The organism is Rhizobium sp. L51/94 (assembly GCF_019355555.1).
Lineage (GTDB): Bacteria > Pseudomonadota > Alphaproteobacteria > Rhizobiales > Rhizobiaceae > Rhizobium > Rhizobium rhododendri.
This window is the reverse complement of record NZ_CP072142.1, coordinates 833,285-849,210: the sequence shown is the minus strand read 5'-3', so window position 1 is coordinate 849,210 and position 15,926 is coordinate 833,285. Positions and strand designations below refer to the sequence as shown.

General features: G+C 60.6%; 12 protein-coding genes. 1 reads left to right on the top strand and 11 read right to left on the bottom strand.

Going from position 1 to position 15,926, the window contains the following annotated elements; all coding sequences use genetic code 11:
- Positions 1-440 precede the first annotated feature (440 nt).
- The 6 genes from J5274_RS21855 to J5274_RS21830 all read right to left on the bottom strand — a co-directional run bounded on the left by J5274_RS21855 (position 441) and on the right by J5274_RS21830 (position 7,592).
- On the bottom strand, positions 441-836 hold the full coding sequence (locus J5274_RS21855; RefSeq protein ID WP_219275036.1) for a RidA family protein: 396 nt from the start codon (positions 834-836) through the stop codon (positions 441-443).
- Between the two features lie 62 nt (positions 837-898).
- Positions 899-2,701, bottom strand: coding sequence for an ABC transporter ATP-binding protein (locus tag J5274_RS21850; RefSeq protein WP_219275034.1), 1,803 nt, complete (start codon positions 2,699-2,701; stop codon positions 899-901).
- A 2-nt stretch (positions 2,702-2,703) separates the two neighbouring features.
- Entirely contained in the window at positions 2,704-3,567 is an 864-nt protein-coding gene (locus tag J5274_RS21845) for an ABC transporter permease (protein ID WP_374108599.1), read from the bottom strand.
- Positions 3,564-4,505 (bottom strand): ABC transporter permease, encoded by a 942-nt coding sequence (locus J5274_RS21840; RefSeq protein WP_219275676.1) that lies wholly within the window; start codon positions 4,503-4,505, stop codon positions 3,564-3,566. Before J5274_RS21840 ends, J5274_RS21845 begins: the two co-directional genes overlap by 4 nt.
- A 23-nt stretch (positions 4,506-4,528) precedes the next feature.
- Complete coding sequence (locus J5274_RS21835) at positions 4,529-6,046, bottom strand: ABC transporter substrate-binding protein (RefSeq protein WP_219275033.1); 1,518 nt, start codon at positions 6,044-6,046, stop codon at positions 4,529-4,531.
- A 64-nt stretch (positions 6,047-6,110) separates the two neighbouring features.
- Positions 6,111-7,592: a M81 family metallopeptidase gene (locus J5274_RS21830; protein ID WP_219275031.1), complete on the bottom strand. Its 1,482-nt coding sequence runs from the start codon at positions 7,590-7,592 to the stop codon at positions 6,111-6,113.
- Between the two features lie 756 nt (positions 7,593-8,348).
- Here J5274_RS21830 and J5274_RS21825 point away from each other — a divergent pair.
- Entirely contained in the window at positions 8,349-9,212 is an 864-nt protein-coding gene (locus J5274_RS21825) for a MurR/RpiR family transcriptional regulator (RefSeq protein ID WP_143123079.1), read from the top strand.
- A 148-nt stretch (positions 9,213-9,360) separates the two neighbouring features.
- On the opposite strand, the gene J5274_RS21820 is transcribed toward J5274_RS21825, so the two are convergent.
- The 5 genes from J5274_RS21820 to J5274_RS21800 all read right to left on the bottom strand — a co-directional run bounded on the left by J5274_RS21820 (position 9,361) and on the right by J5274_RS21800 (position 15,919).
- Positions 9,361-10,467 (bottom strand): branched-chain amino acid ABC transporter substrate-binding protein, encoded by a 1,107-nt coding sequence (locus J5274_RS21820; RefSeq protein ID WP_142831701.1) that lies wholly within the window; start codon positions 10,465-10,467, stop codon positions 9,361-9,363.
- A gap of 288 nt (positions 10,468-10,755) precedes the next feature.
- Complete coding sequence (locus J5274_RS21815; protein ID WP_219275030.1) at positions 10,756-12,483, bottom strand: peptidase M14; 1,728 nt, start codon at positions 12,481-12,483, stop codon at positions 10,756-10,758.
- Positions 12,484-12,487: 4 nt separating this feature from the next.
- Positions 12,488-13,336, bottom strand: a complete 849-nt coding sequence (locus tag J5274_RS21810; protein ID WP_142831703.1) for an ABC transporter permease — start codon at positions 13,334-13,336, stop codon at positions 12,488-12,490.
- 5 nt (positions 13,337-13,341) lie between these two features.
- Positions 13,342-14,265 carry an ABC transporter permease gene (locus J5274_RS21805; protein WP_143123076.1) on the bottom strand — a complete coding sequence of 308 codons (924 nt, stop codon included), beginning with the start codon at positions 14,263-14,265 and terminating at the stop codon, positions 13,342-13,344.
- Positions 14,266-14,383: 118 nt separating this feature from the next.
- On the bottom strand, positions 14,384-15,919 hold the full coding sequence (locus J5274_RS21800) for an ABC transporter substrate-binding protein (protein WP_219275029.1): 1,536 nt from the start codon (positions 15,917-15,919) through the stop codon (positions 14,384-14,386).
- Positions 15,920-15,926 lie beyond the last annotated feature (7 nt).

The window sequence follows — 15,926 nt, the reverse complement described above, 5'->3', positions numbered from 1 at the left end:
GCCCCTACCACATTCGGTCGACTTCACATTCTGCCAACCATTCCGAATTTGCTGGCCGAATATCCTCATCTCCGGGGGGGGATCTGGTTTTATCGCAGCTTCGGCGGGACATGATCGATGATCGGGTCGATCTGGTGATAAGAGGAGTTGTCGAGGAGCCCGATGCCGTCGCCAGGCGCGTGACAAACCTTTCTCTGGTATGCGTAGGATCTCGCCAATACCTCGAAAAGCACGGCGTCCCGACCCTGGCTGGGTCGAACCCGAGAATCGACGCGCGGACCACTCGGCTCAGCGCCGATTTTTCCGCCAGGCCGTCCTCGTGATCACAGGATGCTTTCTGACATGCAGCCCGCCCGACATGCAGCCCGCGGCGAGGGACTTCAAGGCAGCCTCAGGCGCCACAAAAGACGCATGAGGTTGCCTGGCCCGGCGAGACCTTGTCAATCCAGCGGATTGTAGGCAATGACGTCCTTCTCTACCTTGACATCGACCATCATCGGCGATTGGACGGTGGAGCGTGCCGGCGGATGATCGATGAAGTGTTTCTGGAAAACGGCATTAAAGCTGGAGAAATCGCGGGCGTCGTCGAGCCAGACATTAACCTTGACCACATGTTCGAGCGTGCAGTCGGCGAGCGCCAGGACGGACTTGATATTGGCGACCACCTGTTCGGTTTGAACAGCAATATTGCCGACTACGACCTCGCCATCGATGGTTGGCACCTGACCGGAGATGTAGATGAAATCGCCCGCGCGCACGGCCTTGGCGAAAGGTCGGCTCTGGCCGCCTGCCTGGGCGTCGGCGATATCGTAACGAATGATCTTGTTGCTTGTCATGGAAGTGTCTTTCAGTTTTATTTTACAATGCGAATTTGAACCGTTGCCCCTTGGGAGTGGCATCAGTGCGAATCCTGGATGAAATGGCCGGGCGAGACTTCCCGAAAAATGCGCTTCGGCGGAACGTAATCGAATGGACGGATAGGGCTTCTGATCTCTTCAGTCGAAGGTGGTACAGTCCGGCCGCGGCGTGCCGGATCGGGAATAGGCACCGCAGAGATCAGACGGCGGGTATAAGGATGTTGCGGGTTGTCGAAAATTGCCGCCCGCGGACCGATCTCAACGATTTCGCCGAGGAACATCACCGCGACGCGATGGCTCATCCGCTCGACGACGGCCATATCATGGCTGATGAAGAGATAGGCAAGACCATGCTTTTCCTGCAAGTCGAGCAGGAGGTTGAAAACCTGTGCCTTAACTGAAACGTCGAGCGCCGAGACAGCTTCGTCTGCGACGATGAATTTCGGATCAAGTGCCAAGGCACGGGCAATCGAGATGCGCTGCCGCTGGCCGCCGGAAAATTCATGCGGGTGGCGCTCCGCCATCGCCGCCGACAGTCCGACCTGTTCCAGCAGTTCGACGACGCGCTCCTTGGCATCCCGCCGTCCCATCAGCCCATGGGCGAGGATCGGTTCAGCAATCGCCGAACCGACGGTGAGGCGCGGATTGAGCGAGGCAAAGGGGTCCTGAAAGATCATCTGCGAGGTGCGACGCATGGTGCGCAGCTCCCTTGTGCCGGCTTTCGTCACATCCTGGCCGCCGATGACGATCGAGCCTTCGGACGGATTGATAAGCCGGATGATGGCACGGCCGGTCGTCGACTTGCCACAGCCGGATTCGCCCACCAGCGACAGCGTTTCGCCAGGGCGAAGATCGAAGGACACGTCTTCGACCGCATGGACGCGGCCGGTCGGCAGGTCGAAGCCCACGGACAGACGATCGACCTTGAGGATCGGCTCGACGCCCAACGCAACGGCAGACATCTCGCGGCCATCGTTTGCCACGCCGGTCGACGCATCGACCTCCGGGAAACGCTTTGGCGCGACCGCGGCTCCCATGGTGCCGAGACGCGGGATCGAGGCGAGCAGCGACTTGGTGTAAAGCGCCTTGGGAGCGGCGAAGATCTCCTGCGTCGGCCCTGTCTCGATCGTGTCGCCGCGAAACATCACAACGGTACGGTCAGCGATTTCCGCCACAACACCCATGTCATGGGTGATGAACAACACGCCCATGTTTTCGTCCTGCTGCAATTCGCGCAGCAGATGAAGGATTTCAGCCTGGATCGTAACGTCGAGCGCGGTTGTCGGTTCGTCGGCGATCAGAAGCTTCGGGCGACAGGCAAGCGCCATGGCGATCATCACGCGCTGGCGCATGCCGCCGGAGAACTTGTGTGGATATTCGTGGAGGCGTGCCTTTGCCGCCGGGATCCGCACCCGCTCCATCAGCCGCACGGTCTCGGCCTCGGCTTGTGCCCAGGACAGGCCGCGATGCAGGACCAGCGCTTCCGCGATCTGGTTGCCGATGGTAAAGACCGGATTGAGCGACGTCATCGGTTCCTGGAAAATCATGCCGATCGAGCCGCCGCGCACTTTGCGCATCTCGGCTTCGCTTGCAGCAAGCAGGTCCTTGCCATCGAGAAGAATACGGCCTTCAGTGCGAGCCCGACCGGCCGGTAGAAGCCGCATTGTCGATAGCGCGGTGACACTCTTGCCCGAGCCGCTCTCGCCAACGATCGCGACCGTCTCGCCGGCATCGACATGCAGGCTGATATTGCGGATGACGGCCTTCCAGCCTTCCGGTGTCTTGAAAGAGGTCGTCAGGCTCTCGACTGCAAGGACCGGCTTGTTTGTGGTCGCGTCGGTCATGATCAGCTTTCCTTGGCGAGACGCGGATCGACAAGATCGCGCAGGCCGTCGCCAAGCAATTGCAGGGAGAGAACGGAGAAGACGATGGCAAGGCCCGGAAACACCATCAGCCACGGTGCGTTGTTCATATATTCGCGCCCCGACGCCAGCATCGTGCCCCAGGTCGGCATGTCGGTGGAAACGCCGACGCCGAGGAAGGAGAGGCTTGCCTCCGCGAGCATCGCCGAGGCAAAGACGAAGGTCGACTGCACGAGGATGGGCGAGGCCAGATTGAGCAGCACGTGACGGACAAGGATCTGCCAGGTTGGGAGCCCCATGGCGACGGCTGCCTCGATATAGGGCAGTTCACGCAGGACCAGCGTCGAGCCACGGATAATGCGGGCCAGGCGTGGCGCATAGGTGATGCCAAGCGCCAGGATGACGGTGGTGAGCGACGGCCCGAGCGCTGCAACGAGCGCGATCGCCAGCAGGATGTCCGGGAAGGACATCATTGCATCCAGCAGGCGAGAGATCGGCGCATCGAGGCCGCGAAAGAACCCGGCCGCAACGCCGAGGATCACCCCGAGCACGGTCGAGATGAAGACGACGCCGAGGCTGACCAGAAGCGAGATGCGGCCCGCAAAGATGGCGCGGGAAAAGATATCCCTGCCGAATTCGTCGGTTCCGAAAAAGTGGACCATGGATGGCGGCTTCAGCTTGTTGACAATCGACAGCTTGTTCGGCGCATAGGGCGCGACAAAGGGGGCCAGCAGCGCTGCGAAGACGACGACGACCAGAATGATTGCGCCGAAAAGCATGGCTCGGTTGCCGAGCAGGCGGCGTAGGCCGGAGGACAAGGGCATGGAGACGGAAGCCATGGTGATCATAGGCGCACCCGTGGATCGACGACGATATAGAGCATGTCGACGATGAAATTGATGAGAACGTAAATGGCGGCGACTGTGAGCAACGCGCCCTGAATGACCGGATAGTCGCGGCGCAGGACAGCCGAGACCACGACATTGCCGACGCCAGGCAGACCAAAGACGGTCTCCGTGACAACCGCACCGGCGACCAGCATGGCGACCGACAGGCCGATGACGGTGATGATCGGTATCATCGCGTTTTTCAACGCGTGCTTGAGGACAACGCGACCTTCCCCGGCGCCCTTGGCACGGGCGGTGCGGACATAATCCTCACCGAGGACATCAAGCATGGCAGCGCGGGTGAAGCGGGTGATCAGCGCCGAATTGACGATGCCGAGTGCGACAGCCGGCAGCACGAGATGATGCAGCCGTTCGAGAAAGGGTGTCTCGGGGCCGCCGTAGCCGGAGGCCGGGAACCAGCCCTGACCGACGGCGAAGATCTGGATGAGCATCAGCCCGAGCCAGAAGCTTGGCACGCTGGCCGCAACCATGGTGAGCGTGACGACGATCTGGTCGAAGATCGTTCCGCGCTTGACCGCCGACAGGATGCCGACAGGCAAGGCTATGCCGACCGCGATCAGGATTGAGAAAAGCGTCAGGAAGAAAGTCGGCTCGGCACGCGAGGCAAGTGCCGTCGTCACCGGCTGATTCAGGAAGATCGACTGGCCGAGGTCACCATGCAGTATGCCCAACACGAACTGGCCATACTGGACGATCATCGGTGCATCGAGCCCCATCTTGGTGCGCAGCTGGGCGATGTCCGCAGGGGTCGCATCCGACCCCAGCATGACTGCGGCCGGATCGCCAGGCGTCACGCGAACGATGATGAAGACCACCGTTACGACGAGGGCGAGCACGACGGCCATGCCCCCCAACCGTGTTAAAAGTGCCTGTGCGATCGTAGCCATGGTCGTTCCAAGCCCTACTTCTTCGGATTGACGTTCCAGAAATGCGGCCAGTAGGTTGGCTCGTATCCGGAAACGCCGTTTGCGAGACCGGAAACTGCATTGAAGTTGCCGACTTTAAAGAGCGAGGCGTCATCATAGATGGCTGTCTGGATACCGTCCCAGGCCTTCTTCTTGGCATCATCGGTGGTTGCATCCATGTAAGCTGCAACAGCCTTTGTCTTCTGGTTGGAAACGTACCAGCCCGGATAGCTGTCGGTGATGGTGTTGATCGTGGTAGGGTCGCCCGGAAAGTTGGAATGGGTGATGAAGATGTCCCACTCCCTTGGATCGGCGCGCCGGGTGGTCAGCGTTGCCCAGTCGACAACCTGCAGGTCGACCTTGAAACCGGCAGCTTCCATATAGGCCTTGGCGACTTCGCCGATTTTGTAGTGGAATTCGTACTGGCGGCTGGTCATGAGGCGTAGCGGCGTGCCGTCATAGCCGGCTTCCTTTAGAAGCTTGCCAGCGGCTTCCTGATCGCCTTCTCCGTACCGGGCAACGCCGGCTTCGGTGTGCCAGAAGGAGCCCTTCGGGAAAATCGAGCCATCGACGCTGAGGAAGCGGTCATCGGAGAAGGCGGCCAGCATCATGTCATTGGCGTTGAGGGCTGCTTGCACCGCCTGACGCAGCTGCTTATTGACCAGAAGGCCCTGCTTCATATTCATGTTCATCGAAGCCCAGCCGGCATTCTTGAAGATCACGGGTTTGGCGTTGCCGCTCTTTTCGACACGCTCGTAGGCGCTGACAGGCAACGAATCCGCATAATCGAACTGCCCGGAAATCAGGCCTTCGACGCGAGTGTTGGCATCTGGAACAGGAACGAACCGGACTTCCTTGGCGATCGCCTCTCGCTTGCCGGCATAGTTGCTCGGCGTGCCCTGCGGCGACTTGTAGCCGTCGAAGCGGACGAGCTGGGTGTACTGGTCGGGCTTGCGCTCCTTCAGTTCGTAAGGGCCGGTACCGATGAAATCGGTGAGCGTATCCTTGACCTTTTCGGAGGGCATGATCACGCAGGCCTGCGACAGAGTGGCCAGCAGCGGCGCATAACGCGATTTCAGCTTGATGATGACGGCATGATCGCCGTCTTCTTCAAGGCTGTCGATGATGGCGGCAACCTGCTTGCCCTTCGAATTGATCGCCATCCACCGCTTCAGCGAGGCGGTCACGTCCTGGGCGTCGAAGTCGCTGCCGTCGTGAAACTTCACGCCTTCGCGCAGCGGGATCCTGTAGGTCATGCCGTCTTCGGAAATCGTCGGCATGGCAGCGGCGAGCAGCGGAACCGACTTCCATTCTGCGTCATAGGTATAGAGCGTCTCGAAAATATGCTGGTCGATGGTCAGAACGATATCGGTCGGCGTCTGCATGACATCGAGCGTCGGCGGCTCGCCGATCGTGGCAACGGTCAAGACGCCGTCGCTTTTCTGAGCCAATGCCAGATTGCTCGTACCGGCCAATGCCGCAAGCGTCATCAAAACAAATGCACTGTGTTTCATCGTCATCCCCTTGTTGTTTTCGGTTCGGCCAGTTCTTTCGGCGCGGTTTCTGCCGGTCGAGAATTCAGCTATCCAGCCCCAGCGGATCGGCAACGCGCGGCCAGAGTTCGAGGCTCGCCTTGCGATAAAGCGTCGTTGCAGGATCGGTCGGATAGGAAGTCGGCGCGGCGATATAGACGATGTCTGACGAGACGGGTTGAAAACCGGCATAAAAATGATTGGTCGACTTGATCAGGAGCCAGCACTTCCCGGCGAAATCGATACCCTGGTTGGAGAAGATATCCGGCTCGTAGGTCTGCGTCCGACTTGTGATCAGGACGATATCGATGCGGGTACCGACCGGCCTGATGAGCGCGGCACTGCCGAGCGTGACGCGCGAATTGCGGAAACTCTGCCAACCGGCATCGAAGACTTTTTGCACGGTGACGCGCAGGTCGAGCGGTTCGCCTCCCTCCGGGCCGGATTTGCCGCCGACGCGCAGAGAAAGTTCGGCGCCCTCGCCCGCTGCATGGCAAAAGGTGACGGCGATGGGGTCCCAGATCGTCGCAACGGCGAAATTGTCCATGCCGCGTTCCATCATCCGGCGCAGGACATGGGTGGCGTCACCAGCGACGCCACCGCCGGGATTGTCCCAGACGTCTGCGATGGTGACCGGCTTTTCAAGATGGGCGGCGCGGATGGCGACCGCCTTGTCGAGGCCCGCCTCGGTGTCGACCATCGGCATCGCGGTCTCGCGGCGAAGGCCGTAGAGCTCGCGACCAAGGGCTGCCGCTAGTTCGTCGCCCTTTTGCCTGTCATTGTCGGTGACGACGACGATGCGGGTTCCCATATCGGGCACGTCGCCGGCCATGAAGCCGTGAATGACCGAGGCCGATAGGATGCCGTCCTTGCCCTCCATCGCCTGCATCTGATCGACGAAGGAGCGCATCGGCTCCCGGCTCGTCGGGAAAATCGTGATCATACGGCAGTCGAAGGTAGAGATGACCGGCTTGATCTGTCCGCGTAGGGCCTGGAGCGCAAGCTCGACGACATGTTCCCCGCGCTGTTCGAAATCCGTATGCGGGAACTCCAGGAAGGCGGCCATGAGATCGAGATTAGCAACACGAAGCGCCGTCAGATGGCTGTGCGGGTCGAATTCGGCAGCGATGAGGACATCCGGGCCGACCATGTCGCGAATATGCGAGAGGAAATCGCCCTCCGGATCGTCATACCCTTGAGCGGCCATTGCGCCATGCAGGCCGAGCACCACGCCATCGACCGGCAGGGTTGCCTTCAGCTCGGCGAGGATCTGGTCGCGCAAGGTCTCGTAGGTCTGCCGCTGGATGAGACCGGCCGGTTCCGCCCAGCATGACGTGCCTTCGATGACGGTGAAGCCTTCCTGCTTGCCGCGGCGGCGCAGGATCGGGACAACGGCGGAGCAGAGCGTCGGTGTGTCCGGATGTTCGCCTGGCCCGGCATAAAATGCCGCCTTGAAGGCGTTCATATCCGTTGGCACGGGAGAAAAGGTGTTCGTTTCAGTCGCCAGCGAGGCGGTGAAGATGCGCATGTCTGTCGCCTAAATACACGCCGGGCTCCGAGCCACCGCAAGGGGGCAGGTACCGACGTTAGATTGTCTATCTGTCTAGTTCCCGCCTGCCGGGCCGCCGTGCGCGACCGTCAGAACTGCAACTATCGAAGTGCCCCCGGACATGGGATTCCCTGTTTTCTGTAAAATTCCCACTCACCGTTTCGGTGTAATTTATTTTCTCCAATATGCGTCAAAGCCGTTTGAAGTCAATTGACGATCTGATTTTTTGGTTATTTCTGTAATTTATTTTCTAGACAGGGGAAAACTTGGAAAAATTCTCAGACCGCGCTCGCGGCCGCAGAAACGGACATGGCGCTTCGATATCTGCGTCCTATTTTGAATCAACAGGTTCTGCCATTCGCGATAGTCTGTTGAAGAGGGCGCCGATTGACCGAGAATGAAAAGGCCACCAGCCTAAAGCATCTGATTGTCATCACTGAGCCGAGGCTGGGCTCTGGCAGGAGCTGGATGGGGGGATTGGGCGTGGGACGCTTCGCAGACCTACCCCTGCACTGAGAGCCCAAGCGGCTGGTTCCGGCTACGGAAAACGCCGCGGCAGCAAACGCTGGGAATGCACGCGCGCAACGGCCGGCGATAGGCGCCTGCGTTTATTATCGCCAGGCTGCCGAGTTCGATTGATGCCTACCGACATCATGCTATGAAAAATTCGCGGCGGTGAAACTGATTTTCATCGATGCCTTCTGTTTCCCTGTGGCGTTTCGAGGAAAAGACCCAATGGACCTGTTTCACGCTCTTTCCGATGAAAATGGAAAACTCTCGGGCCTGGACGCCAGGCTGGCGAAATTCTCGCTGGAGAATGTGGATGCCGTCGTCAATTTCTCGATCATCGAGCTCGCAGCACGCGCGGGCGTGTCACCACCGACCGTGACGCGGTTTTGCCGACGGCTGGGCTGCCAGGGCTATTCCGACTTCAAGGTACAACTCGCCAAGATGGCCTATGTCGGCTTGCGATACCTGAAGCCCGATGCACCGACGGCGACCGTTGAAGAGGTTGCACACGATATCGTCTCGAAGGCCCAGAATTCGCTGTTCGAGCTTCATCGGCAGCTTGACCTTGCCGCCATCGAGAAGGCGGCTCAGATGTTGCGGGCTGCCGAGTTCATCCAGGCCTTCGGTGCGAGCGGCAATTCGGCTATGATCGTCAACGAATTGCACAACCGCCTGTTTCGTCTCGGCTGCCGCATCCATTCATCCAACGACCATGGCATGAACCAAATGATCTCTGCCTCGGCACAGCCGGGCACCGTCGTTTTCGGCTCGTCGTTCACCGGTCGCGACATGGAGCTTGTCCGCTGTCTGGAGCTTTTGCGGGAGCGCTCGATCCCGACCATCGCGATGACGCAGGGCGGTTCGCCAGTCGCTGCTGCGGCCGACGTGGTGATCGCGATCGAAATGCCGGAGGGCAAGAACATCTTTCGCCCGACCTCCACCCGCTATGCCTATCTGGCAGCGATCGACATCCTGGCAAACATGGTCGCCTATGCCGACCGGACCACGGCCCTGAAGTCGCTGCGCGCGATCAAGGAGCAACTGGTGCGCAATCGCGACGGCGACGACCGCCAGCTTCTGGGCGATTGAAAGCGGCAAGGTAGACTGACCGCTGACGGCATGCTGGAGCAGCCTGACCAGAACTGATTCAGATATCCGACGCTCTCTCGCCGCGGCGTCGAACATTGTGTTCAGGAGGACCGATCGGGCCTGCAGGGGCCCGATCGGCAACGCTTATTTATTCCGCAGCGACAATCTTGCCGCCGTCCCACTTGTAAAGGGAGAAGCTTTGCGAGGTGAGGTCGCCTGTCTCGCCGTAGGTCAGATTGCCGATTGCGGTCGCGATAGGCTGACCGGACTTGATGGCCTTTGACACCGCATCGACGTCTTCGGCACTGCCGGCCTTCTCGATGCCTGCCTTCAGAACTTGAACGGCGGCGTAGGCGTTCAGGGTGAAGGCCTCGGCAGGAATGTTCTTGGCCTTGAGCGCATCGGATGCGGCCTTTGAATCGGGGCTCCTGATTGCGTCCGCCGCATTCGTGAAGATCGTGCCAGCGGCAGCCTCCGTGCCTATCTTCCAAAATTCCGTGTTGGAAAGGCCGTCGCCGCCGATCAGCGTTGCCTTGACCGACAGATCGGCTAGCTGCCGGACAAGCAGGCCGCCTTCGGGATGGTATCCGCCGAAATAGATCACGTCGATCTTTTCCGACTTCAGGCGCGTGGTCAGGGCCGAGAAATCCTTATCGCCCGGATTGATGGCATCATCGATGACTTCCTTGGTGCCGGCCGCATTTAGCGTCGCCTTAAAGGCATCCGCCAGACCTTTGCCATAGGCACCCTTGTCGTTGATGATGGCGATCCGTTTGCCGCTGAAGTTCTTAAGGACGTAGCGGGCTGCAACTTCGGCTTGCTGGTCGTCGCGTCCGCATGTGCGCAGGACATTCGTCAGGCCACGCTTTGTCAAGTCGGGTGCCGTTGCGGTCGGCGTGACCATCAGGACGCCGTTTTCGGAGAAGACGTCGGAGGCAGGGATCGCAACGCCCGATGTGACCGGACCGACGACGAAATGGATATCCTGGCCGACGAGCTGGTTGGCGCCGGAAACACCCTGCTTGGGTTCGCCCGCGTCGTCAGCGGTTTCCAGCACGACTTTCTGGCCCAGAATGCCGCCGGTCTTGTTGATCTCTTCGATAGCGGTTTCAACACCGTTCTTCACCTGATCGCCATAGGCGGCGACGGGGCCGGTCAGGGGCGCGATCAGTCCAATTGTTACGTCTGCGTGGGCCAGGGGCGCAAATGCAATCGAAGCGGCGAATGTCGCTCCTGTCAAAGTCTTGAAACCCATTACTCTCTCCTTGGGAATATGATTGCCGAGTTCGAGGCCCTGGCGCTGAAACGTCGAGCGTCGGAGCCAGCGACCGGTCAACGGTCGTTGCGGCCATTTTTGGCTTCGAAACGTCCATGCGCGTTCTATGGCGCCGGTCGGATTTGCGCAAGAAGTTACCCATTCGAATGAATGGCATATATTCAGCGCTTACGAAGGAATGCGACGCGCAACCGGAGGGCAGTGCGGTTAGGGAGCCGAGAGCTTCATCCCTGAGCTTCGCCTTGGGACGTGGAGCACACGAGGCGTTCAGACCGTCTCGCCCGCCCCCATCTCTTGCCAGGCATCGTAGCAAGACAGCACGGTTTCCATCTGCGCCGTGTGGCCGGCGATGAAATCGTCACCATAGATGGTTTCGTCGGGATATTCGGTGATCAGCGTCATCGGTACGGTGTGGCGGTCGTCGACCGAGCACAGGCAGGGAAAGCCGTTGATAATCTGAAAGCCGGTTTCGCCGGCATGGATCTCGTAGAGCGCAATCTGCCGGTCGTTATACGCCAGTAGGCCTGGGATCTGTCCGAGATGGCGTGTAACCCGATCCAGCAGAATTTCAGAGCGCTTTTCCCACTCGGGATGGTGGCGCATGATGAGGAAGAACCCCTTCGGCAGTGTCCACATGCCAAAGCCGCGCGGCACATAGCCGGAGAGCGGCCTTGTCCATTCGTGGCTCGGATAGCCGTGCAGGTTGACATGCAACTGAGCGTTGCTCAGCGCCTGCGCTTGGATCCTGATCTGCTTCTCATTCAGATGGGGGCCGGCGGTTTCCACCGTGCGGTATTCCAGATCGTCACCGAGTGCCGTGTAGCGGGCAGCGTGATGCATGTGGCAGGGATTGTCGTGCCGCAGGCGTTGATGCACCGCGTAGCCATCGGGGTTTTCGAGGGGAGACAGGGTAAAGTGGGCACCTCGACGCGCCTGCAACCGCGCGGCTGCGCGCAGCGCGCCGACGATGCCGGATGTCTCGTTCGGATGCTGGCCGGCACTGATCATGACAGGCAGATCGCGACCCTGGATATATCGCGCCGACACCGCGCGGCCGGAGCGGGCGAGTGCCGCAAACGCCTGCCCTCCAATCGCCTCCAGTCGGTCGGCGATTTCGCGTGCGGCCAGTGGTTCCCGCGCGCTGTCGATCGCCTGATCGGCCCCGTCTTGAAAATCCGTCGACAAGGAGCGCGTCGAGATCGTCACGGAAATAGCTCCCTTGCTTTTGACGATTTCAGGGACGATCTGGCCGGGCTTCAGGCCCCGGTCGCCAAGCGTGCGGCCGGACTTCTGCTGAAAGAACTCCAGCAGGGAAAAATAGAGATCCTCGTGCAGCGCTTCGCGAAGGCTCAGAACCTCGTGGCTGATGTGGAGCGGCTCGTCCTCGGCCGGATGGTCGACGCGGATATTGAGCTCCTCGAAATAGGGCTCTTCCACCCCCCAAGCATGCCCGGTGACGGCGCCGACAGCCGCTTCGAACAGTACCTCGTAATCGGTCTCCAGCCGCTCTCCCGGGTCGGTGCCGGCGTGACGCAGCCAGCCGGTTGGCGACAGGTTGGTTTCTCCCACGGTGTCGCGGTGGACGCGGTTCGGGGCGAGCACGCGGTGGGTTTCCGTCTTGCCAGCGCGCAGCAGCGTGACATTGTAGGCAAGGGTGTCGTCGGTGCTCGGGATGAAATCGATCTTGGCATCCCCGACCAACGCCGCCAGCGGATAGGCTTCCAGCCGAAAACGGTTTTCTGGCGCTGCCGGATGCACGGGGTAGCGGATCTCTATGCTCTCGACGCCGGAAAGATCGACGTCCTCGAGAAAGAATGTGAGCAAGGGCTTGTAGGCACTGCGGATGCGCGCGGTGACGCCCAAGGCGGACAGCCGTGCTTCCTCAGCCCTGCGGCTTTTGGCATCGTCGAAGGTCCAGGCCTCGTAGCGGGCGCCGGGGGTTGCGGGAAGCCGGTCCAGCGTGCGCATGATGCTGTGCTTAAAAATTTCGGTCATGGTGCTACCTCGAGGTTCTGCCGGTCGGATCCAGGCTGTCGCGCAGCCAGTCGCCGAGAAGGTTGAGGCCAAGCACCGTCAGCAAAATGGCAAGGCCGGGGAAGACGCTGACCCACCAAGCGGTCTGCAGATAGGTGCGTCCGTCGGCCAGCATGCCACCCCAGCTCGGAATGGTCGGGTCGACGCCGAGGCCGAGGAAGGTCAGGCTGCTTTCCAGAAGAATGTTGTTGGCAACATTGAGCGTGGTGAGCACGATCACCGGGCCGACCAGGTTTGGCAAAAGGTGCTGGAAGATGATGCGCCAGTCGGCGACCCCGATGGCGCGGGCCGACAGGATGAACTCCCGCTCACGCAACGTCAGCACGGAGCCGCGCACCAGCCGGGCATACTGCACCCATTGCGACACGATCAAAAGGACGATGGTGTTGGTCAGGCTACCGCCGACGATTGCGATGAAGGTGATGGCGAGCAGAATGAACGGCAGGGCCAGCTGGATATCGGCAAAGCGCATAACGAGCATGTCCCAGAAGCCGCGATAATAGCCGGCCACCAGCCCCATCACCACGCCGATGACGACGGCGCCGGCGACTGAGGTAAAGCCGACCAGCAGCGAGATCTTCCCGCCGGCCACGACCCGGGCAAGGACATCGCGCCCCAACGGATCGGTGCCGAAGGGGTGGGCCAGGCTGACAAAGGGCCTCATCAGGCGCGCCATCAGGTCGAGGCGGTCGGCACCACCGGGAAAGAGCACGTCGGACAACAGCACGCAGACGCAGATGATCAGCGTCAGTGCGGCGCCGAGAATGAATTCGAGGCTGGCGAAACGCGAGCGGCGAGATGTGGCGGTGGCCATCTGAATTACTCCGTACGGATGCGCGGATCGACAAGCCCATAGGCGATATCGACCAGGAGGTTGATGCCCACGATCAGCAGCGACAGGACGGTGATCACGGCCTGCAGGACCGGGTAGTCACGGGCCGACACCGCATCGAAAGCCAGCGTGCCCAAGCCCGGCCAGTTGAAGACCCGCTCGATGACGACGATGCCGCCGAGAAGGCCGCCGAACTGCAGACCAAAATAGGTGATCAGCGGGATGGCGCAATTGCGCAGCGCGTGCTTGTAGAGCACCTTGGTTTCGCTGAGGCCCTTGGCCCGCGCCACCATGACGTATTGCGACTGCAGCGTCTCCAGCATCGAGGTGCGCACAAGACGCACATTGGTCGCGGTGAGGATAATGCCCATGGTGAGCGCCGGCATCACATAGCTTGCGGCCCCCGACATGCCGCTCGGCGGCAGCCAGCCCAGCGTGATGGCAAACAGCAAGACCATCATGGTCGCCAGCCAGAAGTTTGGAAACGACAAGCCGATCAACGACAAGATCCGGATAGCCTGGTCGGCGCCCCTGCCCTTGGCAGTGGCCGCCTTGATGCCCAGCGGGATCGACAAGGCGATCGAGACGGCCATGGTGATGAAGGCAAGCAACAGCGTGGCCGGCAAGGCATTGCCGATCAGAAGCGAGACCGGCGTGCCACCTGTAAAGCTGCGACCGAAGTCGAGCGTCACCAGGCCCTTGAGGAAGTTCAGATACTGGACGATGAACGGCTGATCGGTGCCGAGTGCTGCCCGGATGCGTGCCAGATCTTCGTCGGTCATGCTGCCACTTCCCTGGAACATCATCGTCGCCGGATCGCCGGAGAGGCGAATGGCGAAGGAGACGATGAGCGTGATGGCAATCACGACGAAGATCGCCTGCAGCACACGCTTGATAAGGAAACTGGCCACGATTTCTGTCCTTCATGGTAAGCGGCAGGGTGCCACCCGGATCTGGGCGACACTTGGACATCGCTGCCGAGATCCCGATGGATCTTTCTGCAGGATGTCCATCTGCCAGTGCGTCAAACTACTCGACGGTGACGTCGGTCAGTTTCAGGCGGTTGTCTGGCGGTGCAATGAAACCCTTTACGCGCTTGGAAATGCCGTAGATGGACTTGCTGTTGTAGAGCGGCAGTTCAAGCGCCCGGTCGGCTGCGTAGTTTGCTACTTCCTTCAGGATCTTTTCGCGCGCGGCCTTGTCGATCAGCGGGCGCTGCGATTCCAGCAGCTTGTCGAGGGTTGCGTCCTTGTCGTAGGGGTTCCACTTTTCGCCCGAGTGGTACATCGCATAGGCCGTGTTGTCGAAATCGAAGGTCCAGCCTCCCCACTTCTGCTGGAACATGCCGCCGGTCTTGCCCTGCGGGATGATATCGTTCAGCAGCACGTTGGTCTCGTACGGCTTGATGGTGGCGGTGATGCCGACCATCTGCAGGTAGCTGGCGACGACCTGCGCCACTTCATTCATTGTCGTGTCATTGCCGCGTATATCGATCTGCAGCGTGGCACCCGGCTTCACGCCAGCCTCTGCAAGGAGCTTTTTAGCGGCGGCCGGATCGTAGGGGAGACCCTTCAGGTCCTTGTCGTAGCCGAAGGAGAGCGAGCTCTGGAAGCTGACGATCTCCGAGGCCTGGCCGGCCAGAATGGATTTCACGATGGTCGAGCGGTCGACGGCCATGATGATGGCCTTGCGCACCTTGGGATCGGCGGTGACGCCGTCACGGGTGTTGAAACGCAGCGCATCGACGGTCGGGCCGGGAACGCTGACGACTTCCAGCTTTGGATCACCTGAAATCACCGGGATCATGCCGACTGGGATGGTCGGCGGAATGACGAGATCGACGCGGCCGGCCTGCAGTTCGGCGACGGCGGTCGCAGGCTCCGAGATGAAGCGGAATTCGAGCTGAGACAGTTTGGGCGCGCCGCCCCAGTAGTCCGGATTGGCTTCGAGTGCTATGTTGACCTTCGGCTGGTAGGAGACGAACTTGAACGGGCCGGTGCCGACCGGGTGGGTATTAAAGTTGTCCTCGCCCTTTTCCTTGATGTACTTCGGCGGCACGATCATCGCGCCATAGCCCGCAAGCTTTGTCAGCAGCACCGGATCGGGGGATTTCAGCTTCATGTCCACCGTGTCGTCGTCAACGACCGTGACGCTGTCGATGGAAGTGTAGTTGGACCGCTGCGGACCCTTGGCACCCTGCTCGCCCAGCAGGCGCTCGAAGGTGAATTTCACCGCTTCTGCATTGAAGTCTTCGCCATCGTGGAATTTCACGTTGTGGCGCAGCTTGAAGCGGATGCGCTTTCCCCCGTCGAGCTCTTCCCAGGATTCGGCAAGACCGGGGACGACCTTGAGATCGGGGCCGCGATAGGTCAGGCCGTCGAAGATGTTGGTGGCGACCGATGCCCACTGCACCAGGAATGTATCGATCGGATCCCAGCTGCCCGGATCCTGCGGCGACGAGATCGTCATCTTGCCGGCGGCCGCCGCCGGCGCGGCGTAGAAGGCCGTTCCGCAAAGGGCAAGGGCCATGAAGGTTGCGGTCAGGCCGCGCGTGAGACTGTGCATATGCTGT